Origin of the sequence: Streptomyces sp. NBC_01217 (assembly GCF_035994185.1) — a bacterium.
In the GTDB taxonomy this organism is placed as follows: Bacteria; Actinomycetota; Actinomycetes; order Streptomycetales; family Streptomycetaceae; genus Streptomyces.
Window position 1 is genome coordinate 174035 of record NZ_CP108538.1, and the last position, 22263, is coordinate 196297.

A 22263-nucleotide genomic window follows, 5' to 3' on the forward strand; every position below is an offset into this window, starting at 1 on the left:
GAAAACGCTCCGCGCGGAGCCGTGCAGAATCGATGTCCGGGAGCTGCGCGAGGGTACCGACACCGAATCTTCCGGGTGCGCCGGTAAATTACGAATCTGTTGTCCGAGGGTGTGCGACGCCTCCACCGGACGATGGTATAGCGAATTTCCAGGCTGCGCTGTCAAGGCTGCATCAATCCCCAAGGGTGTCCCGAAGGTGACCGGCGCAGACCCGGAGGCGCTGCCCGGCCAAGCGTGAGCCGGGACCCGGGAGCTCCCCGATCCTGTGAACGAGATACCCGACCGCCCGGCACACCCGGAGACTCCGGTGGGGCCGCACAAAGCCCCGTCGGCACCGCGGGACGCAGACCCGTGAGGAGCCGGGATCTGCCCGGATACTGCCTCAGGACGCTCGCGGTTCCTCACCGGGGATCTCGCCGCAGCCGTCCCGGATCCCCGCGAAGGCCGGCCACGGTCCATCCTCACCGACCGACCTCACGAGCACGAAGAGAAACGACCGCGGATCTTCGACGGATCGGCGATCATTCCATCTTCCCGTGAATCCTTGTGCGCCGGGACCGGCCAAGGAGCCGACTTTGCTATCAGGAGGTCTCATGTCCCGCTCTCTGGTCAGTCCGTCACGGATCTGGTGGGAGGCTTTCGGGGGATTTATGCAATGGTTCGAGCGCAAGATGGGAGCGAAGTCCAAGATCGGCGACACCCCGTTTTTCCCCCACGACACGTTCACCTGGGCAAAGCTGCTCGAAGCGAACTGGAGGGACATACGCGAGGAGCTTGACGATCTACTCTCCCACCGGGAACACCTGCCGAATTTCCAGGACCTTTCGACGGAACAGCGGGAACTGTCTACCGACGACAACTGGAAGACTTATTTCTTCACCGGCTACGGCATCAGCTTCGAAGGCAACCGGACTCGTTGCCCCCGCACCGCAACACTGCTGGACCAGGTACCCGGACTCTCCACCGCCTTTTTCTCTGTCCTGGGACCCGGAAAGCGGCTCCCGGAACACCGCGGACTCCGCCTGACGAATTACGCAGCAGAGTCACCGGGAGCCGCAAAGCCCCCAGGAATGGGAGCAGTGGCTACGGACGACCCGGACGGCGGTGCGCGGCAACGCGCTCACCCTCATCCCGGACGCAGGTCAGCCGGACGATCGTGTCGCCTTCCGACTGATTCACGTCCACTGCCACCGCTGGCGCGGTAGCCGTGGACCGGCAAATCTGGCTGCCCGTGGGCCTTCAGGGCCTGCTTGAGCCGGATGCGGTTAACGCCGCCCGTCCGGTTCTGAGGGGGGTACGGCGCAGCAATGCGCCGCACCTACCCGACAAGTGGAATCGGCCTACTTCGAGATCAAGAAATCGATGCTCGGCCGACGCGCCCTGCGCTCCCGCACCTGGCCCGGCATCGCCCAGGAGATCTACACGCTCCTGACCGCCTATCAGGTGATCCGAATCGCTATAGCCGACGCCACCCAGGCAACCGGCACCGATCCCGACCGCTGCAGCTTCTCCATCGCCCTGAACACCGCCCGCGACCAGATCGTCCAGGCCCAGGGCGTGATCGCCGACACCGTCATCGACCTCGTCGGCGCGATCGGGCACGCCGTCCTGGGCACCCTCATGCCCGCCCGGCGAATCCGCCTCGGCCCCCGCGCGGTCAAACGACCCTTGTCCCGATACGCCTACAAGAGCATCAAGGTCGACCGCCACACCTACAAGGCCACCATCAGCATCGACATCTTGACGTCGGATCCCGGACCGTAACTTCACGGCCTTGCCCCATAGCCACACGATCGCCGGATACTTTGCGCCCCACTCCTCCTGGAAGTCCAGGAAACGGTCCTCGGCGGCCTTCGCGGTCGGCGCGGTGTAGATCGGCTTGAGCGCGCGGGCGATCTTCACAGGTGCACACCGCGCACGGCGACGGCCACGTCCTCGCGTCCGATCACGCCGACGAGGTACTCGGCGACCTGGCGGGTGAAGCGCTCCTGGACCTGGAGCCGGCCGGCGAAGTGCTGGACGATCCGCTCGAACTTCGACAGGCCCTCACTCGGAGGCACGCCCGCGGAGCCGGGTCACTGCCAAACCATAGCCGACTGACGCCGGGTCAGGCGGTCGTCAAGCGGTCGCGGCGCCGCCCGGGGCCACGAGGCCCAGGCGGTCCAGGAGCTCGCCCCGCTTGCCCACGTTGAGTTTGCGGTAGACGCGGGTCAGGTGCTGTTCGACCGTACTGACCGTGATGAACAGCTCACGTGAGATCTCGCGGTTGGTGTGCCCCATCGCGGCGAGTGAGGCCACCCGCAGCTCTGCCTCGCTGAGTCCTTCGGGAAGTGCCTCGGCCACCGGCGCAGCCACAGCACCACTCGCATCCCACTCGTGGCTGGGACGCTCCGGGAACAAGCCGGACAGCTCCCGGCACAGCGGCTCGGCACCGCAGCGTTTCGCGCCGTGCCAGGCGCGGTTCATCATCGCCCGCGACCGCTTGTTGTCGCCGAGGCTCTGGTAGGCGAACCCGAGGTCGGCCAAGGCGGCGGCCTCCTCCGCCAGATCGTCGCACCGCTGCAGTTCCCGGACCGCCTCGCGCAGCAGGGACGGACGGTTCTTGAGCTCACCGACCGCGGCGGACGCCCGCAGGGCGATGCCGCGGGCCCTCGACGGACCCGGCGGCAGCAGTCTCATCTCCTCCTCGACCAGGGCCACGGCCTGCTGCCGCTTGCCCAGGCGTAGCAACGCCCGGGCGGCGCTGCTACGCCACGGCACCAGCCCGGGCAGGTCCATGTCCCAGGCGCGCATGAGGTCGCCGCAGATGAGAAGGTCCTCCGCGGCGGACTGCGCGTTACCGGTGGCAAGCTTGAACTCCCCGCGCGCGTGCAGGTAGTGCAGTCCGTGCCGGGTCTCGTAAAGGGAGTGCGGTACGGGTCTGTCGAGCAGCTCCGCGGCCTCGTCGTAGCGGCCCATGACGGTCAGCGCGGCCAGCAGGGAGGACAGCGGCATGCCGATCGTGGTGCCCCACGCCTGGGCGGGCATCTCGTCCAGGGCGGTTCGGGCGTAGCGTTCGGCGTCGCCCGGACGGCCCCGACGCAGGGCGATGTGGCTGCGCAGGACCATCAGCGGGGGCCGCCAGCCACGTCCGGCGGCGCCGTCGAGGCGTTCCAGCAGCCGGTCGCAGGCGGCCTCGGCCCGTTCGGTGCGGTCGGAGTAGAGGAGGGCGAGCAGCGCGAACTCCACCTTCTCCCAGGACCGGTACGTGAGTGAGGTGCCGCGCAGCACCTGTTCGGCACCGAGCAGGCCGTTCTCGTCGGCCGATCCGCCGAGTACGTCGGTGAGCACAGCGGCGGACTGGAGCCGGGGGTCGGCGCGGACCAGGGCGGAGGAACCGTCGTCGCGTGCGCCGACGGCGGTGAGCGGAGGCAGGTGGCGGAGGGTCCCGGGGTGGGAGGTCGCGGCGAGCCGGCGCAGCAGCCACAGGCCCGCGGACGTCTCGGCGCCGACCTCATGCTTGCCGGACTCCTCGAACAGATGCGAGAGCACCTGTTCGGCGTCGGTGGCGCGGCCGTGCCGCAGCAGATAGGTCGCCACGTCGATGCCGTGGCCGGCGTCCAGTTCACCGGAGCGCACGGCGGTGACCAGGGCGGGCAGATGGCGTACGGCGTTGCCCGGGTGGGTCTGCCACTCGATGCCGGCGAGCATGGTGAGGACTTCCGCGCGGTGCCGGTCGTCCGGGCTGTGGGTGAGGGCGTGGTCGGCGCAGCGCCTGGCGCGGACCCCGTCGCCCTCGGCGAGCGCCTGCCGTGCCGCGTCGCACAGCACCTCGACGCTCCAGGCGTCGCAGGTCTCATTGGTCAACAACAGCCGTTCGGCGACGTCGTTTTCGGGGGCTCCGTGATCGTACAGGAGGCGAGCTGTGCGGTATTGGAGGCGGCTCAGTTCGCCGGGTTCCACGTGCAGCAGCACCGCGCGGCGTACGGCGCCGCCGCGGAAGCCGCGGTCCGCGAGCAGGCCGGCCGTCTCCAGGGCGTGCACGGTGTTCTCGGCCAGGGCCGGAGGGAGGGAGAGAAACCGCTCCAGCAGGTCGAGGTCGCACCGGTCGCCGAGCAGCGCGATCGCGCGTGCCACGGCGAGGGCCGGCTCCTCGCTGCGGCAGAGGCAGCCGAGCACGGCCTGAAGAAACGCATCTCCTGCGCCCGGCCAGGCTTGCGGGGCGTCGGGCGCCCGGCGGGCGGCGTCGGCCAGGTCGTCCGCGAGGGCGTGCGCGAGCAGAGGGCTTCCGCCGGCCAGCATGGCACACGTCGTGACCAGTTCGGGCGTGGCCCGGGTACCGAGTCGTCCGCGGATCAGCTGGGCCACACCGTGTTCGGTGAGCGGGCCGAGCGGCACGGTGACGCAGTGCGACTGCCCGACGAGCTCGGCCCTCAGGCCGGGCTGCGGGTGCTGCCTGCTGGTGCGCTCGGTGAGGACGACGGCGATGCGCGCGGTACCGATCCTGCGGACGAGGTACATCAGGAACCGCCACGACTCCTGGTCGGCCAGGTGCACATCGTCGACACACACCAACAGGGGTTCGGACCTGCACAGTTCGAAGAGCGGCCCGCTCAGTTCGGAGGTCTGCTGGGTGGCGTGCGAGAGGTCCGCGGGGGATACCGGGCCGGACCGGAGGGCGGTGAGCCCGGGGTGCCGGAGCAACTGGTCCACGACGCCGAGGGGCGTGTCCTGCTCGGCCTGTGAGCCGGCCGCGCGCAGGACAGTCGTACCGGCCGCGGCGGCCTCGTCGCAGAGCGCCCCGAGCAGAGCGGACTTGCCGCTCCCGACGGGACCGGTCAACAGCCGGACCACCCCATTCCCCGCGTCGATGTCGGTGACGGCATCGAGCAGACCGAATATTTCTTCATCACGTTCGACTAGGGGTGGTCGAGCCGTCATGTCGGCACTCCTTACGGAAATCCCACGTCTCTTCCAACAGAGCGGGATCTCTTGGCCACCCCCCGTTCCATACAGCGGCCGCAGCACGGGAATCCGTCGCTGAAACTCTGTAAAGTGCGGGAACTCGCCAATGAATTCCTGCTCACGAGGGTGTGAGATCACAACGGCCACCAACGTAGCAGTCACGCGTTCGGCATCCTGGCCACCCGTCATATGGATGCAGTTAAGATCCGCCGGAAGCCCGACATACGGGCTTCCGGCAGATCGGACGTCTATGGGATCCGCAATTCAAAACGTGATCCGCATCTCACAGGTCGCCGTTCTCCCCCATTTCCATGGCCATTCGCACCATGTCGTCGAGGTTCATGGCGTCGAGGTTCACGGCATCCGGGCCGGCGGCGGCCGTATCCGATGCGGCGGTGGCCGCCGCGCGGGCGGTGCGCTGCCGGTCCGTCACCGGTTCGGTCTGCTCGTCGTCCACGTGGAGGTCCGCGTCCACGAGCAGTTCAGTCAGCAGGTGGCCGGCCAGCGCCGTGGGGCTGGGGTGGTCGAAGACCAGGGTGGCGGGGAGGCGCACGCCGGTCACGGTGTTCAGGCGGTTGCGGAGTTCGAGCCCGGTCAGCGAGTCGAAGCCCGCGTCCTGGAAGGAGCGTTCGGCGTCGACGACGCCCGGCTTGATGTGGCCCAGGACCGCGGCCACCTCCGCGCAGACCAGGTCGACCAACGCCGGCATCCGCTCGTCCGACGGCATCGCGGCTAGGCGCTGCTCCAGGGTCTGCGTGTCGGGCTCCGCGTCGACAGCGACACGGCGTACCGGTGCCGCCGCTGCCGGGACGAATCCGCGGAGTAGAGCGGGGGCCCGGTCGCCCGCGGCCGCGAGGGCCGCGATGTCCACCCGGGTCGGAACGACCACGCCGAGGTCGTCGCGTGCCACGGCGGCGTCGAACAGTGCCAGGCTCTCCTCCGGTGTGAGCGGGGTCAGACCCGAACGCGCGATGCGGCTCAGGTCGGCCGCGCCGAGCGCGCCGCCCATGCCGACCTCGCCGCTCCACAGCCCCCAGGCGAGGGAGCGGGCGGGCAGGCCCTGGGCCCGGCGCCACACGGCCAGCGCGTCCAGGAAGGCGTTCGCTGCCGCGTAGTTGCCCTGGCCGGCCGGTTCGAGGATGCCCGCGGTGGACGAGAAGAGTATGAAAGCGGACAGACCCGTGTCCTGGGTCAGCTCGTGCAGATTCCAGGCGCCGTCGGCCTTCGGCCGCAGCACGGTGTCCAGGCGCCCCGCGTCCAGGGCCGCGACGACACCGTCGTCGGTCACGCCGGCCGCGTGCACCACCGCGGTCAGCGGATGCCGGGCGGGCACGTCCGCCAGGACGCCGGCCAGCGCGTCGCGGTCGGCGACGTCACAGGCCACCATCGTCACCTCGGCGCCGGCCGCCTCCAGTTCGGCACAAAGGTCCGCCGCGCCCGGCGTCTTCGCGCCCCGGCGGCCGACCAGCAGCAGGTGACGTACGCCGTGCCGGGTCACCAGGTGCCGGGCGACGAGTCCGCCGAGGCCCCCGATGCCGCCGGTGACCAGGACGGTCCCGTCGGCGCTCCACCGCGGGTCCGCGACGGCCCCGGCGCGGGCCGCGACCAGGCGCGGCACGATCGTCTCGCCGGAACGGACCGCCGCCTCGGGCGCGTCGGGGGCCGTCGGCAGCGCGCCCTCCTCCATGTCCAGCAGCGCGAACCGGCCGGGGTGTTCCGCCTGGGCGGCCCGCACCAGGCCCCAGACCGCGGCCTGGGCCGGGTCGACCTGCTCGGTGCCGGTCTGGACGGCGCCGCGGGTCGCCAGGACGAGCCGCGATCCGGCGAGCCGCTCGTCGGCCGCCCACTCCCGCACGAGCGCGAGCACCGCTTCGGTGGTGCTCCGTACGCGCGCCGGCATGTCCGGCTCGCGCCGTCCGGCGGTCGGTGCGGTCGCGGCCGCACTGGCGGTCGCGGTCGCGTGGAAGACCACGTCGGGTACGGCCACCCCGGCGTCCAGGGCGGCGGTCAGCTCGGTGACGTCCGCGTAGCGCGGGACGCCGTCCAGTCCGAGGCGGTGCTCGCCGAGGACCGCAAGGCGGCGGTCCGGTGCCGGTGTAGGTGCGGCGGTCTCGGCCGGGGTGTGCCACTCCATGCCCAGCAGTACGCCGCCGAGCGCGGCCGACCCGGCGGACAGGCCTGCCGCGGACGCCGGCCGGGTGACCACGGAGGCGACGGAGGCGACCGGCGCTCCGGAGCCGTCCGCGACGGCGAGGGTGAAGGCGCCGGAGGAGGTGCGGGCGAGCCGTACGCGCAGCACACCGGCGCCGGTGGCGTGCAGCGCGAGCCCGGACCAGGCGAACGGCATGGTCGCCGTGCCGGAGTCGGGTTCGAGCAGGGCCGTGGCCTGGAGTGCCGCGTCGAGGAGGGCGGGATGCAGACCGTAGCGGTCCGCGTCGGTGACGCCGTCCGGCAGGGTCACCTCGGCGAACACCTCGTCGCCGCGCCGCCAGGCGGCGCGCAGGCCGCGGAAGGCCGGCCCGTATTCCAGTCCGGTGTGCGACATACGGGCGTAAAAGCCGGAGAGGTCGACGGAGTCGGCGCCGGGGACGGGCCAGTGCGCCAGGTCGAAGTCCGCTGCCGTGCCCTGTGCGGTGAGCGTGCCGGTGGCGTGCTTGGTCCATGGCGCCTTGGCGGGGGCCTGTTCCGGGCGGGAGTGGACCGTGAGCATGCGGCGGCCGGTGCCGTCCGGTTCGTCGACGACGACGCGCAGGTCGCGGCCCTCGGTGAGGGTGAGCGCGGTGTGCAGGGTCAGCTCCTCGACCAGGCCGCAGCCCGTCGCGTCCCCCGCGCGGATCGCCAGTTCGGCGAGGGCGGCGCCCGGCAGCACCACGGTGCCGAGGACGGTGTGGTCGGCGAGCCAGGGGTGGACGGCCGTGGAGAGCCGGCCGGTGAGTACGATCCGGTCGGTGTCCGGCAGTTCCACCAGCACGCCCGCGAGGGGGTGTTCGGCGGAAGTGAGACCGGCCGCTTCGACATCGCCTGCCGGGGTGTCCGCGTCCAGCCAGTAGCGGGTGCGCTGGAAGGCGTACGTCGGCAGATCGGTGCGCTCGGCGCCGGTGCCGGCGAAAACGTCGGTCCAGCGCGGGGCGATGCCGCGGACGAACAGCCGCGTCAGGGCCGTGGTCACGTTGGTGACCTCCGGGCGGCCGGCGCGCAGGGCGGGCGCCAGTTCGGCGGTGCCGGTCAGGCCCTCCCGGGCCATGGCGCACAGCACCGTGTCCGGGCCGAGTTCCAGGTAGCCGGTGACGCCGTCGCCCTCCAGCCATCGGACCGCGTCATGGAAGCGGACCGCCTCGCGTGCCTGCCGCACCCAGTACACGGGAGTCGCCATCTCGGGTGCGGGCTCGCCGGTGACCGTGGAGACGACGGAGGTGTGCGGCTCGTGGTAGCCGAGTTTGGCCGCGATCTCCGCGAACTCGGTGAGCATGGGCTCCATGAGCGCGGAGTGGAAGGCGTGGCTGACGCGCAGCCGCTTGGTGCGGCGGCCACGCTCGGCCCACAGGTCGGTGACGGCCTGGACGGCGGCTTCCTCGCCGGAGACGACGACCGACGTCGGCCCGTTGACGGCCGCGACGCAGACGCGTTTTCCGAATGGGGCAAGCGTCGGCAGGACTTCTGCCTCGGTCGCGGCGACGGCCGCCATCGCGCCGCCGGCCGGCAGTTCCTGCATGAGCCGGCCGCGGGCCGCCACCAGCGTGGCCGCGTCGTCGAGCGAGAACACCCCGGCGACATGCGCGGCGGCGAGTTCACCGACCGAGTGTCCGGCGAGGTGGTCGGGGCGCAGCCCCCAGGACTCCGCCAGCCGGTACAGCGCGACCTCCACCGCGAACAGGGCGCACTGCGTGTAGCGGGTCCGGTCGAGCAGGGCCGCCTCCTCGCTGCCCGGCTCGGCGAACAGCACGCGGAGCAGCGGACGGTCGAGCCACCGGTCCAGGGCCTCGCAGGTCTCGTCGAGCGCGCGGGCGTAGACGGGGTACGCGTCGTACAACTCGCGTCCCGCGCCGGGGCGCTGCGAGCCCTGCCCGGCGAAGAGGACGGCGAACCGTCCCTCGGCCGCCGTGCCGCGCACCGCGCAGGGGTGCGTGCCGTCGGATGTCGTCAGGTTCTCCAGGGCCTGGATCAGGTCGTCCCGGTCGCCGGTGACCACCGCGGCACGGTGGGTGAGGGCGGCGCGAGTGGTGGCGAGGGAGTACGCGACGTCCGCGAGAGGGGTCTTCGGGCGCTCGCGCAGGAGGGCGCTCAGCCGGGCGGCCTGGGCGCGCAGGGCGGGTGCGTCGTGTGCGGAGAGGACGAACGGCATGACCTCACGGCCGGCCGCGCGGCCCTCACCGGTGGCGGTGGCGGGCCTGGCCGGGGCGGTCGGGGCGGCGTCGGGCGCCTCCTCGACAATGACGTGCGCGTTGGTGCCGCTGATGCCGAAGGATGACACGCCGGCGCGTCGGGGTTCGGCGCTGCGCTCCCAAGGGCGCGCCTCCTCCAACAGCTTCACGGCGCCCGCGGACCAGTCCACGTGCGGGGTGGGCGCGTCCACGTGCAGGGTCTTGGGCAGCACGCCGTGCCGCATGGCCATCACCATCTTGATGACGCCGGCGACGCCCGCGGCGGCCTGGGTGTGGCCCATGTTGGACTTCACCGAGCCAAGCCACAGCGGTTTGTCCTGCGGACGGTCCTGGCCGTACGCGGCGAGCAGCGCCTGCGCCTCGATGGGGTCGCCGAGGCGGGTGCCGGTACCGTGTCCTTCCACCGCGTCCACCTGGGCCGCCTTCAGCCCCGCTCCGGCGAGCGCCTGGCGGACCACACGCTGCTGGGACAGGCCGTTGGGCGCGGTGAGGCCGTTGCTGGCGCCGTCCTGGTTGATCGCGCTGCCGCGGACCACGCCCAGCACGGGATGCCCGTTGCGGCGGGCATCGGAGAGGCGCTCCAGCAGCAGGAGTGCGGCACCCTCGCCCCAGCCGGTGCCGTCGGCGGCGGCGGCGAAGGGCTTGCAGCGGCCGTCGGCGGACAGGCCGCGCTGCCGGCTGAAGTCGATGAAGGTGTCCGGGGTGGACATCACCGTCACGCCACCCGCGAGCGCGAGCGAGCACTCGCCGGTGCGCAGCGCGTGGGCGGCCCAGTGCAGGGCGACCAGGGAGGAGGAGCAGGCCGTGTCGATGGTGACGGCCGGTCCCTCAAGGCCGAGGACGTAGGCGATGCGCCCGGAGACGACGCTGCCGAGGCTGCCGTTGCCGATGAACCCTTCCATGTCGCTGGGGACGTGGGTCAGCCGGGTGGCGTACTCGTGCGTCATGACGCCCGTGAACACGCCGGTCTGGCTGTGCCGGGCGGACGCCGGGTCGATGCCCGCGCGCTCCAGGGCCTCCCAGGCCAGTTCCAGCACGATCCGCTGCTGCGGGTCCATGGCCAGGGCCTCTCGCGGGCTGATGCCGAAGAAGTCCGGGTCGAAGTCGGCGGCGTCGTAGAGGAATCCGCCCTTGCGGGTGTACGTGTGGCCGGGGCGGCCCGGGTCGGGGTCGTAGATCTTGCCGGTGTGCCAGCCGCGGTCCTCGGGGAAGTCCGCGATGACGTCACGGCCCTCGGCGATGATCTGCCACAGTTCCTCGGGGGTGGTGACGCCGCCGGGATAGCGGCAGCTGATCGAGACGATCGCGATCGGATCGTCGTCCGTGACCGGGGTCGCGGCGGGAGCCGTCCGCGGGGCCGGGGCGGGAGTCGCGGCGGGGCCGGCCAGGCGTTCGTCGAGGAAGTCGGCGACGGCGCGCGGGGAGGGGTGGTCGAAGACCAGGGTCGCCGGGAGGCGCAGGCCGGTGGCGGAGTTGAGGCGGTTGCGCAGTTCGACGGCCGCCAGGGAGTCGAATCCGGCGTCGGTGAAGGCCCGTCGCGGTTCGACGGCGGTGGGTCCGTCGTGGCCGAGCACGGCGGCGGTGTGGGTGCGGACCAGGTCGAGCAGCGCGTGCTCGCGTTCGGCCGCCGCAAGTCCGGCGAAACGGCCGGCCGCGGTGGCGGCCGGGGCGTCGGCGGTCCGCGCGGCCGGGAGGTCGGCCGGGGCGGACGCCGACACCGTCCGGCGGACGGGGCGGACCAGGCCGCGCAGGACCGGCGGCACCGCCTCGCCGCGGCCCCGCAGGGCGACCATGTCGAGGCGGGTCGGCACGGCGGCAGCCACGTCACCGGCCACGGCGGTGTCGAACAGGGCCAGGCTCTCCTGCGGTGACAGCGGAGCCAGGCCGGAGCGTTCGATGCGGGCCAGGTCGGCGGGCGAGAGCAGACTGCCGAGGCCCGCGTCACCGGTCCACAGTCCCCAGGCCAACGAGGTGGCCGGGCGGCCCTGGGCGTGCCGCAGTGCGGCGAGCGCGTCGAGGAAGGTGTTGGCGGCCGCGTAGTTGCCCTGTCCGGCTGCGTCCACCAGGCCGGCGCTGGACGAGAACAGTACGAAGGCGCGCAGGTCGAGGTCCTGGGTGAGGTCGTGCAGGTGCCAGGCCGCGTCGGCCTTGGGACGAAGCACGGTGTCCAGCCGCTCGGGGGTCAGCGCGGTGATCACACCGTCGTCGAGTACGGCGGCAGTGTGGACGATCCCGGTCAGCGGGTGCTCAGCGGGGATGCCTGCCAGCAGCCGGGCCAGCGCCTCCCGGTCGGCGACGTCGCAGGCGGCGAAGGTCACCTCGGCACCCGACTCGGCCAGGTCGGCGCGGAGTTCGGCGGTGCCGGGCGCGTCGGCCCCGCGGCGGCCGGCCAGCAGCAGGTGGCGTACGCCGTGCCGGGAAGTCAGGTGGCGGGCGACGAGGCCGCCGAGGCCGCCCGTGCCGCCGGTGACGAGCACGGTGCCGTCGGCCGACCAAGGGGCGGGGGCCGGCGCGGGACGGAGCGGCGTCAGGCGCGGGACGAACAGCCGGCCGTCGCGCACGGCCGCCTCGGGCTCCGCAGTGGGTACGACGCCGCCGTGCTCGTCGAGGTCGAGCAGGGCGAACCTGCCCGGGTGTTCGACCTCGGCCGAGCGGACCAGGCCCCACACCGCGGCCGCGGCGGGATCGGTCTCGGACCGCCGGGTCACGAACACCAGGCGCGAGTCGGTGAACCGCTCCTCGGCGAGCCAGCCCTGGACGGTCTCCAGGACGGCGTGGGTCGTCGCGCGCACCCGCTGCGGCTGGTAGCCCTCCGTGGGGGCGACGGGGACGTACACCGCGTCGGGCACCGGCGCGCCGCTGTCGACGGCGGCCCGCAGCGCGTCGAGGTCGGGGTGGTGGGGTACGGCCGCGGGGTCGAGGCCGAGGTGGCGGGGGTCCAGGTGCTCGGAGGCGAGGACGGCCCGGTTGGCGTGGGCGTGCGCGGGGGTGCCGGTGGCGGGGGTCCAGTGCAGGCCGAGGAGGGTGCCGGTCGCGGCGGTGGCGCTCATCGGGCGGGACACCAGGGCGCCGACCGTCGCCACGGGGGCTCCGGTGCCGTCGGCCACGTCCAGGGTGAGCGCGTCGGTGCCGTGCGGGGCGATCCGCACGCGCAGGGTGGCCGCGCCCGCCGCGTGCAGCGCGACGTTCGTCCACGCGAACGGCAACCGGGGCGCGCCGGGTTCGTCGTCGAGGATCACGGCGTGCAGCGCGGCGTCGAGCAGCGCGGGGTGCAGCCCGTAGGTGCCGACGTCGGTCAGCGCGGAGGGTGCCGCCACCTCGGCGAACACCTCGGCGCCGCGCCGCCACACCGCGCGCAGGCCGCGGAAGGCGGACCCGTACTCGTAGCCGCGTTCGGCGAGCCGGTCGTACCAGCCGGTCAGGTCGACAGCGGTGGCTCCGATGGGCGGCCAGGCCGCCAGATCGGCGATCCGCGGCGCGGTGGTCTCGCCGGTCTCGGCGTTCTGGGGGGCCAGGACGCCGCCGCCGTGCCGCGTCCACTCGGCGTCGAGAGGAGCGTCCTCGGGACGCGAGAACACCGAGACGGTACGGCGGCCGGTGGGGTCCGGGGCCGTGACGGTGATGTGCAGGACGACGGCGTCATGGCCGCGCCGCAGCTCCAGCGGGTGCTCCAGCGTGAGTTCCTCCAGGGCGGTGCAGCCCGTCTCCTCGCCCGCCGCGAGGACGGCCTCGACGAAAGCGGTTCCGGGCAGCAGGACCGTGCCGTTGACGGCGTGGTCGGCCAGCCAGGGGTGCGTACGCGGCGAGACGGTGCCGGTCAGGGTCACGTCGCCGGTGCCAGGCGCGGGCAGGGCGAGGCCCGCCAGAGGGTGCCCGGCGTTCTGCCCGGTGGCGGCCGGCGTGGGTGCGGTGAGCCAGTAGCGGCGCCGCTGAAAGGCGTACGTCGGAAGGTCCACGCGGCTGGCTCGGCAGCCGGCGAAGACGGCCTCCCAGTCCACGTGGCTGCCGCGCGCGTGGACGCGACCGAGAGCGGACAGAACGGTCGCGGCCTCGGGGCGGCCCCGGCGCAGGGCGGGCATGAGGACGGCGGCGTCCGGGTCGGCGAGGGCGTCCTGGCCCATGCCAGCCAGCACGGCGTCCGAGCCCACCTCGAGGAAGGTGGTGGCGCCGGCGTCTTCGAGGGTGCGCATCGCGTCGGCGAACTGCACCGCCTCGCGCACGTGCCGCACCCAGTACTCCGGGGAGCACAGCTCGTCGGCGCCCACAGCTCGTCCGGTGAGGGTGGACACCAGGGGCAACCTGGGCGGCGAGTAGGTCAGGGCCTGCGCCATGCGGCGGAACTCGGCGAGTGCCGGTTCCACGTGCGGGGAGTGGAAGGCGTGGCTGATCTGCAGCCGCTTGGCGCGGCGGCCCCGGGACCTGATCGTCTCGGCGATCTCCAGCGCGATGTCCTCGTCGCCGGAGACGACGACGGCCATGGGGCCGTTGACGGCGGCGATGCCGATCCGCTCCTCGCGGCCGGCGATCAGTTCGAGAGCCTCCTCCTTGCCGGCCTCCAGGGCCACCATGGCGCCGCCGGACGGGAGTTGGCTCACGATGCGGCCGCGGGCGCCGACCAGGAGGGCGGCGTCGGCGAGCGACCAGACGCCGGCCACGTGGGCGGCGGCCAGCTCGCCGAAGGAGTGTCCGGCGAGGAAGTCGGGACGCACGCCCCAGGACTCCAGCAGCCGGTAGAGCGCCACCTCGGTGACGAAGACGGCGCCCTGTGCGTAGTCGGTGCGGTCCAGGAGCGCGGCCTCGGCGGAGCCTTCGGGGGCGAACAGCACGTCGCGCAGCGGGAGGTCGAGCTGAAGGTCGAGGTAGGAGCAGGCCTCGTCGAGCGCGTCGGCGTACGCCGGATAGGCGTCGTGGAGTTCGCGGCCCATGCCGAGGCGCTGGGAGCCCTGGCCGGTGAAGAGCAACGCAAGCTTGCCGCCGAGCGCGGCGTCGCGGACCACCTCGGCCGGGGTGTCGCCCGCGGCAAGGCCGGACAGGGCACGCAGCAGGGCGTCCCGGTCGTCGGCGACGACGACGGCGCGGCGCTCCAGCGCGGCGCGGGAGGTGGCGAGGGAGTAGGCGAGGTCGACCGGGGCGAGGTCGGGGTGTTCGATGACGTGGTCGTGCAGCCGCTGGGCCTGCGCGTGCAGGGCGGCCTCGCCGCTGCCGGACAGCACGAACGGCACGGGAGTGCGGGGCAGCGCGTCGGCGGGAGCCTGCGTCTCCTCGGCGGCCGGGGCCTGCTCGACGGCCGGAGCCTGCTCCACGATGACGTGCGCGTTGGTGCCGCTGACACCGAAGGACGACACGCCGGCGCGGCGCGGCTGGTCGTCGCGCCGCCAGTCCTGGGCCTTCGTGAGCAGTCGTACGGTGCCCGCGGACCAGTCCACGCGCGAGGTCGGCCGGTCGGCGTGCAGGGTGCGCGGGAGCACGCCCTGCCGGATCGCCATGACCATCTTGATGAGTCCGGCGGCGCCCGCGGCGGCCTGGGCGTGCCCGATGTTGGACTTGACCGAGCCGAGCCACAGCGGCTGCTCGGGGCTGTGCCCGTGCCCGTAGGCGGCCATCACGGCCTGCGCCTCGATCGTGTCGCCGAGGACCGTGCCCGAGCCGTGCGCCTCCACCACGTCCACATCGGCCGGGGTGAGGCCGGCGTCGGCGAGGGCGCTCTCGATCACGCGGCGCTGGGAGGGGCCGTTGGGGGCCGCGAGGCCGGCGCTGGCGCCGTCCTGGTTGATGGCCGAGCCACGGACGACGGCGAGGACCGGGTGGCCGTTGCGTACGGCGTCGGAGAGCCGTTCCAGGACGACGATGCCCACGCCCTCGCCGAAGCCGGTGCCGTCCGCGTCCGCCGCGAACGCGCGGCAGCGGCCGCTCGGGGACACCACCTGAAGGGTGCTGAACGCGGTAAACGTGCCGGGGCTGCCCATCACGGCGACGCCGCCGGCCAGCGCCAGGGAGCACTCGCCACTCAACAGGGAGCGGCGGGCCAGGTGCAGGGCGACCAGGGAACCCGAGCAGGCGGTGTCCACGGTGATCGCCGGCCCTTCCAGGCCGAGGGTGTAGGCGACGCGGCCCGAGACGACGCTCGGCGCGTTGCCGGTCAGCAGGTAGCCGTCGAGGCCCTCGGGGGCCTCGTGCACGCGCGGCCCGTACTCCAGCGGTTCGGCGCCGATGAACACGCCCGAGCGGGTGCCGCGCAGTGCGGTCGGGTCCATGCCCGCGCGCTCCACCGCCTCCCAGGCGGTCTCCAGGACGAGACGCTGCTGCGGGTCCATCGCCAGGGCCTCGCGCGGGCCGATGCCGAAGAGTCCGTTGTCGAACTCGGGCGCCTCGTGGAGGAATCCGCCGTGCCGGGAGATGCTGGTGCCGGGTTCGACGGAGTCGAGGTCGAACAGTTTCTCGACGTCCCAGCCGCGGTCGGTGGGGATCTCGGAGATGACGTCGGCGCCGTCGGCGACGAGTTGCCAGAGCCGGTCCGGGGAGTCGGCGCCGCCGGGGAAGCGGCAGCCGATGCCGACGATCGCGATCGGCTCGTCGTCGGCCCGCCTGGCCGCCGCAGGGGCCGTACGGCTCCACTCCGCCGCGTCCGCGTCCTCGTCCGCGAGGCCCAGCGCCTCGGTGCGCAGGTAGCGGGCGAGCGCCTCGACCGTGGGGTGGTCGAAGGCGACCGTGACCGGCAGGGCCACTCCGGTTGCCTCGGTGAGCCGGGCGTGCAGGTCGACCATCGCAAGGGAGTCGAAGCCGGCGTCGAGCAGGGGCTTGCCCGCGTCGAGCCGGGAGGGGGCGTCGGGTCGGGCGGCGGACAGCGCGGCGAGCGCGCGCGTGCGCACCAGGTCCTGGAGCACGCGGTCCTGTTCGGGGGTCGGCAACCCCGCCAGCCGGTCCCGCAGGGCCGGGCCGGGGACGACGTTTCCGGGACTGCTGCTCATTGCGCGTACTCCACGTGAGTGATGGTCTGTGAACTGCCGAGAAGGGCTCGGAGGGAGCCCTGCGGGTACGGTGACCGCTCGCACGATCACACCGGTGGTGTCGGGGCCGGAACCCTTATCCCGCCCCTAGTGTCTCGTGATTCCGTCAGCGTTACTTGATCTTGTATGGCAGGGTCTCTTGGTGTGGAGATCTCCGTGGAACAGGCCGCCGAGTTGCGGGAGTTGGTGAACAGCCGGGACGTTCCTGCGGACATCGCTACGCGGGGCCGGATCGTTCTGTGGTCGAGTGAGGGGCGTCGGCGCAAGGACATTGCGGAGCTGCTCGGGGTGTCGCTGCCGACCGTGGACCGCTGGAAGATCCGCTATGCCGAGCAGGGCCTGGCCGGGCTGGAAGGTGAGCGTCCCGGTGGCGCGCGGGAACAGGTGCCGGCGCGGGTGCGGGCCCGGGTGATTGCGCTGACGCGCATGACGCCGCCGGACGGCACGGGGCTTTCGCGCTGGTCCACGCGGGAGTTGGCGAAGTATCTGGAGCGGGCCGAGAACATCACCGTGTCCTGGCACTACATCGCGCGCGTCTGGCGGGAGGAGAGCCTGAAGCCGCACCGGTCCGGCACCTTCAAGATTTCCAAAGATCCCGCGTTCGCGGAGAAGGTGGCCGACGTGATCGGCCTGTATCTGGCCCCGCCGGGCGGCGCGGTGGTCCTCTCGATCGACGAGAAGACGCAGATCCAGGCGCTGGACCGGACCCAGCCGGTGCTGCCGGTCGCCTTCGCGGCGAGCGAGAAGCGCACCGCCGACTACGTCCGGCACGGCACCACGAACCTGTTCGCCGCCCTGAACGTGACCACTGGTGAAGTGCTCGGCGAGTGCAGGCCGACCCGGAACGGCAAGGATTTCCTGGCCTTCTTGAAGAAGGCGGTGAAACCGCACGCCGGGAAGGACATCCATGTCGTCCTGGACAACCTCTCGACGCACACCACCCCGGAGGTCAAGGAGTGGCTGGTCAAGAACCCGCAAGTCCACTTCCATTTCACTCCCGTCGGTTCCTCGTGGCTGAACCAGATCGAGATCTGGTTCGGAATCCTGACCCGGCAGTCCATCCGCCGCGGCACGTTCTCCAGCGTCAACGTCCTGATCAAACAGATCCGCGACTACATCAACTCCTGGAACACGACAGCGAAACCGTTCACTTGGACCGCGACCGCCGGCGAGGTCCTCGCGAAGGTCCGACTCGTCGCGACCAACGTGAAGAAACTCGTTAATAACAACTCGAACTGACATGAACAGGATCACGAGACACTAGCCGCCCTCGCCCGGTGCCGCCGCGTGGGTGCCGCGGGTCGTCCAGCTCCGGCCGGTCGAAGCGGGTGCGCATGTGGGCGAGCGCGGTGAGCAGGCCGGATGAGGTGAGCGCCGGCTGCTCCGGCCCGGTCTCCACCAGGCCGGCCAGCGGCAGCGCGCCGAGGGCGGTCCAGCGCAGCCGGCCCGCGGCGTCGATGGCGCTGCGGGTGCGGCCTGAGTTGTCGGGGTGGAGGCAGTAGGGGATGTCCAGGTACCCGCGCCGGAAGGCGACGAGGAGGGCCTCCCCCAGGTCGGGATGGAGGTTGCGGACGGCCTCCACGAGCGCCGCCGCCTCCGCGTACGTCTGGGAGTCGCCGCCGGGGTCGGGCGGCGGCGCGGCGGACGGCGCGCCGGCGACGGTCGCGGCGTGTTCCAGGGCGGCCACGTTCTCGGCGACGGTGGGGATGCGGCTGGCCTCGGCCTCGGTCTTGACGATCAGGCGCTGCGCCCCCGTCGCCACCGCCAGCCCGGCCGCCTCGCCGAGCAGTGCGAAAGCCCCCTCGGGCGTCGCCGGGTAGACGCCCATGTAGGCGTAGACCACCACGTGCGGGCGGGTGTCGGGCAGTAGTTCGGCACAGAGCCGGCGCAGCGCGAGGACGGCCTCGCGGTCCTGGTCGAAGTTGGTCTGCTGGGCGTAGCTGACGGACAGGCTGCGGATGCCGTGGTGGTGGAAGAACAGCGCTTCCAGCACGCTCATCGCGACCAGCATCCCCGGCGGGCACAACTGGCCGAGCATGCAGCCGCCGAAGGTCTCCAGGTGCGGTTCGAGTCCGAACTGACGTAGACCGAGAGCGAGTTCGCAGCCCTCCTGCCAGTTGCGCACGGACTGTTCCAACGGTGTGCGCCCGTAGGGCAGGCAGTACGAAACCGGGCCGCCCTCGGTCGCCGCGATGCCGGTCTTGGCCAGGGCGCGGAAGATGTGCTGCGGCGCGGCGGAGCCGTGCCGGACCTGGACCGGGAAGTCGCGGTCCCGGATGCCGTCGAGTACGGCACGGGTGGTGGCCGGGGAGTGGTTCACCAGCGGGTAGCCGTTGAGGTCGGCGCCGTCGCGCAGGGCGCGATCGGCGGCGGCGCGGTCGCCGGTGCGGGTGTAGCTGTCGAGGGTGATGGTGCCGACGGTGGTGGCGGCGGCGTTCCTGGTGGCGAGCAGCCCGGCGCGCATGGCCTCCGGCGCGGCGAAGCCCATGCGCGGCTGGACGACGAGCCGGCCAGCCCGGTGCTCCCGCTCGACGAAGTCGCCGAAGTCGTCCCGGCAGGGCGTGGTGTAACGGTCGGGCGCGGTGTCCCCGCGGGGCAGGGCAGACCGGTCGGGCAAGTCGTTCACAGGGCCGCCCGTACGGTCGCCGACAGGAAGGACCGGAACCGGGTTTCGGCGTCGGCGCCGTCCTCGAAGACCGCGTCGAACCCGGCGGCCAGCAGTTCCCAGGTCTGCCGGGTGTCGCCGGGGCCGTTGACCCCCAGCTTGCCGCCGATCACCACCGGGGTGGTGACGAGCTGCGGTACGGCGCGCAGGCCGCGGATCGCGCGCAGGCCGTCCTGGTGGCCGTGGCCGTTGACGCTGCTGACGACGACCATGGCCGGCCGATGCGCCAGGCATGCGGCGACCAGCTCGTCCTCGGGCACGCAGGATCCCAGGTTGACGACGCGGTGGCCCAACTCCTCGATGATCAGGTGCAGATAGACCAGGTTCCAGGTGTGGGCGTCCGACGCCAGGCCGGTCACGACGACGGTGCCGCCGGGGGCGGCCGTAGCGCCCGGCCGACCCGCGACCGCGACGGCACCACTGATCGCGCTCGTCGTCATTCCCGCCGGTCCGTTCGATCACGGTCGCCGGGCACGACCCGGCGGTGCTCAAGACGGGTCACGGAGACGACCTCCCCGTCCCGTACGCACACCTCGGTGGGCGCCGGCCGGCCCAGGAACATCAGCAGGCTGGCGGTCACGCCGTAGGAGCCCGCGTTCGGCACGGACACCACGTCACCGGCGGACAGCCCGGCGGGCAGCTCGATCTCCCGGCCGAGGAGGTCGCCCGGAGTGCACAACGGGCCGACCAGGCTGGCTCGTTCGGTCGGCAGGTCCCGCGCGGGGCCTTGGTCCGTGTCGTCGGTGCACGGCTCCACGGTCACCGGGAGCAGGCGGCCCAGGCCGGACATGCCGCCGAATGCGTTGATGCCGGCGTCCAGGACAACGAACCGGCGCCCCCGGCTCACCTTGGTGTTGACGACAGCGCAGAGCAACCGCCCGCCGTCCGCGACCAGATGGCGGCCCGACTCGCAGGCGACCTCGAGTCCGCCGTCCCGCCATCGCGGAAAGTGCGCGTCCAGGGCGCCTTCCAGGGCACCTCGCAGATGCGGGTAGCGAGGGCGCTCGCCGCGCACTCCGTAGGGGGCGGCGAAACCGCCGCCGATGTCCAGGACCCGGAAGGTCACGCCGAGGTGCTTCTCCAGCTCGGCGGCGAGGGTGATGGTGTGCCGGAACTCGGCGATCAGGCCGTCCTCGTCCTTGGCGTTGCTCAGCGGGAAGAAGTGCGCGCCCGCGATCCGGGTGCCGGGTACGGTGGTCAGGGCCGGGGCGAGGCCGGGGAGGGTCTCGCTGTCGAAGCCGAACTGCGAGGGCGCACCGGTCATCCGGATGCTCGTCGTGGTGGCGCCGACCCCGGCGGCGTTGACGCGCAGCAGGCAGTCCGCGACCACGCCGGCGGCCGCGGCGGCCGCTCCGATGTGCTCCAGGTCGGTGACCGACTCGGCGGAGAACAGCCGTACGCCGCGGTCGATGGTCTCGGCCAGCTCGCCGTACGTCTTGCCGGGTCCGGTGTAGAGACAGTCGGCGCCGCCGAACCCGGCCTCCAGGGCGGCGTCCAGTTCGCCGGTGGAGCTGATCTCGGCGCGGCAGGCCGGACCCTCGCCGGAGCGCAGGGCGCGGACGATGTCGGGGTGCGGGTTGGCCTTCAGCGCGTAGAACAGGGTGAAGCCCTCGGGGAGGGCCGCGAACAGGTCCCGGCGGGCGGCCCGGACGCGGTCCAGGTCGTAGACGTACAGCGGGGTGCCGTAGCGAGCCGCGAGTTCGGCGACGGGGAGCGCGGTGGTGGGGGCGGGTGCTGTGCTCATGCGTCGTTCCTGCTCTCGTCGGCGCGCGTGCCGTCCCCGTCGAGGAACAGGGCCAGCTTCTTCTTCTCGGTCTTGCCGTGCGGAGTCAGCGGCCAGTCGTTGTGGACCCGGCAGACACCCGGCACCTTGGCGGGCTCCAGGCGGTGCGCCAGCTCGCGCAGCACCTGGTGGGGGGCGAGGTCGGTGTCGGCGAACAGCACCATGTCCCGCCGGTCGGTCGGGGGCAGCACGGCCGCGGCGCGTACGCCCACGACGTCCAGGGCGGCGGCCTCGATCTCGACACTGCTCATGCGGACGCCCTTGCGCTTGAACATGTCGTCGCGGCGGCCCTCGAAGTACAGGAAGCCCTCGTCATCGAGGTGGCCGTAATCGCCGGTGTGCAGGCGGAGTTCGCCGGTGACCGGATCGCGGCGGAAGGCGCGTGCAGTGATCTCCTCGGCACGCCAGTAGCCGGGCATGACGTGCGGTCCCGCGGCGACGATCTCGCCGCTCTGCCCGGTGGGCACGGACTGCCCTTCGGGGTCCAGGATGAGGACGCGGGTGCCGGGCAGCGGCAAGCCGACCGAATCGGGGCGCTCGTGTTCGCGCTCCGGGGGCATGGCGGTGACGCGCTTGCACTCCGTCTGGCCGTACTGGCGGACCACCCGCGCGCCGGGGAAGGCGGTGCGCAGGGTGTCGATGAGCGGCTGCGGCAGGGCGGCGCCGGTGTTGGTGAACAGGCGTACGGGCGGGGCGGGTTCGGTGTCGCGTGCGGCCAGCGTCGCGATCATGGTCGCGAGGGACGGTACCAGGGGCACCACGGTCGTGCCGGTCTCCCGCATCCGCTTCAGCAGCACGATGTCCGAGTCACGGTCGGCGAGGACGATCCGCGAGCGGCCCAGGGCGCACAGCAGCACCTTGTAGAGGCCGTAGTCCCAGGACATCGGGAAACGGCAGAAGACGACGTCGCCCGGCCGGTAACCGAGGACCTGCTGGATGGCGTCGGACGCGAAGGTCATCTGGGCGTGCGGGCACATCACGGCCTTGGGGGCGGCGGTGCTGCCGGAGGTGTAGACGAGGACGGCGAGGTCCTCGGGGCGGGTGGACTCCTCCGTCACGCGGACCCCGCCGGCGGCCAGTTCCGTCACCTCGCGCCACACGTCGGCGAGGCCGTGCACCGGCACGCCTGCCGTCTCACGCAGGGTCTCCTGCGCCAGGCCGTCGGCGATGATCAGCCGGGGTTCGCAGTTGCCGATGACCGAGCGCAGGTGGAACGGCCTCATGTCCGGGTTGACCGGCACGAAGACGGCCCCGGACCGCGAGGTCCCGTAGAACAGGGCGACGGTCTCACCGGTGCTCGGGATCTGCGTCATGACCCGGTCGCCGGGCGCGACGCCCCGGGCCCGCAGCCACGCGGCGAAGGCGTGGCTCAGGTCTTGGATCTCGCCGTACCTCCAGGTCCGCGAGGCGTCCTGGACGGCACAGGCGTCCGGGACGTCCGCGGCTGCCCGGTCGAGCAGATCATGGACGAGCTGGGGCACT

At 72.5% G+C, this 22263-nt stretch carries 10 protein-coding genes and 1 pseudogene; 3 read left to right on the forward strand and 8 right to left on the reverse strand.

Going from position 1 to position 22263, the window contains the following annotated elements; translation table 11 throughout:
- The first annotated feature begins 671 nt into the window (after window positions 1-671).
- Window positions 672-1205, forward strand: coding sequence for an aspartyl/asparaginyl beta-hydroxylase domain-containing protein (locus OG507_RS40275; protein WP_442811081.1), 534 nt, complete (start codon window positions 672-674; stop codon window positions 1203-1205).
- 124 nt (window positions 1206-1329) lie between these two features.
- Window positions 1330-1764 (forward strand): hypothetical protein, encoded by a 435-nt coding sequence (locus tag OG507_RS00665; protein WP_327372241.1) that lies wholly within the window; start codon window positions 1330-1332, stop codon window positions 1762-1764.
- A gap of 6 nt (window positions 1765-1770) precedes the next feature.
- Here OG507_RS00665 and OG507_RS40280 read toward each other — a convergent pair.
- The 4 genes and pseudogenes from OG507_RS40280 to OG507_RS00680 form a co-directional block, all read right to left on the reverse strand.
- Window positions 1771-1899: pseudogene (locus OG507_RS40280) on the reverse strand (transposase); the annotation flags it as partial.
- Window positions 1899-2060, reverse strand: a complete 162-nt coding sequence (locus OG507_RS00670; protein WP_442810916.1) for a GTP cyclohydrolase I — start codon at window positions 2058-2060, stop codon at window positions 1899-1901. The pseudogene OG507_RS40280 and the gene OG507_RS00670, both read right to left, overlap by 1 nt.
- Before the next feature lie 58 nt (window positions 2061-2118).
- Window positions 2119-4920, reverse strand: coding sequence for a helix-turn-helix transcriptional regulator (locus tag OG507_RS00675; protein ID WP_327365135.1), 2802 nt, complete (start codon window positions 4918-4920; stop codon window positions 2119-2121).
- 307 nt (window positions 4921-5227) lie between these two features.
- Complete coding sequence (locus tag OG507_RS00680) at window positions 5228-16294, reverse strand: type I polyketide synthase (protein WP_327365136.1); 11067 nt, start codon at window positions 16292-16294, stop codon at window positions 5228-5230.
- A gap of 165 nt (window positions 16295-16459) precedes the next feature.
- Here OG507_RS00680 and OG507_RS00685 point away from each other — a divergent pair, with 165 nt between their 5' ends.
- Window positions 16460-17572, forward strand: a complete 1113-nt coding sequence (locus OG507_RS00685) for an IS630 family transposase (RefSeq protein WP_327365137.1) — start codon at window positions 16460-16462, stop codon at window positions 17570-17572.
- On the opposite strand, the gene OG507_RS00690 is transcribed toward OG507_RS00685, so the two are convergent.
- From OG507_RS00690 to OG507_RS00705, 4 genes are read right to left on the reverse strand one after another with little or no spacing between them, the layout of a single operon-like run.
- Complete coding sequence (locus OG507_RS00690) at window positions 17553-18932, reverse strand: methylaspartate mutase (RefSeq protein WP_327371823.1); 1380 nt, start codon at window positions 18930-18932, stop codon at window positions 17553-17555. The genes OG507_RS00685 and OG507_RS00690 overlap by 20 nt on opposite strands.
- Before the next feature lie 23 nt (window positions 18933-18955).
- Window positions 18956-19438 (reverse strand): cobalamin B12-binding domain-containing protein, encoded by a 483-nt coding sequence (locus OG507_RS00695; protein WP_327365138.1) that lies wholly within the window; start codon window positions 19436-19438, stop codon window positions 18956-18958.
- Window positions 19435-20742, reverse strand: coding sequence for a type III PLP-dependent enzyme (locus OG507_RS00700; protein ID WP_327365139.1), 1308 nt, complete (start codon window positions 20740-20742; stop codon window positions 19435-19437). The genes OG507_RS00695 and OG507_RS00700 overlap by 4 nt, the downstream gene beginning before the upstream one ends.
- Window positions 20739-22262: an AMP-binding protein gene (locus tag OG507_RS00705; protein WP_327365140.1), complete on the reverse strand. Its 1524-nt coding sequence runs from the start codon at window positions 22260-22262 to the stop codon at window positions 20739-20741. The genes OG507_RS00700 and OG507_RS00705 overlap by 4 nt, the downstream gene beginning before the upstream one ends.
- Window position 22263: the final 1 nt, after the last annotated feature.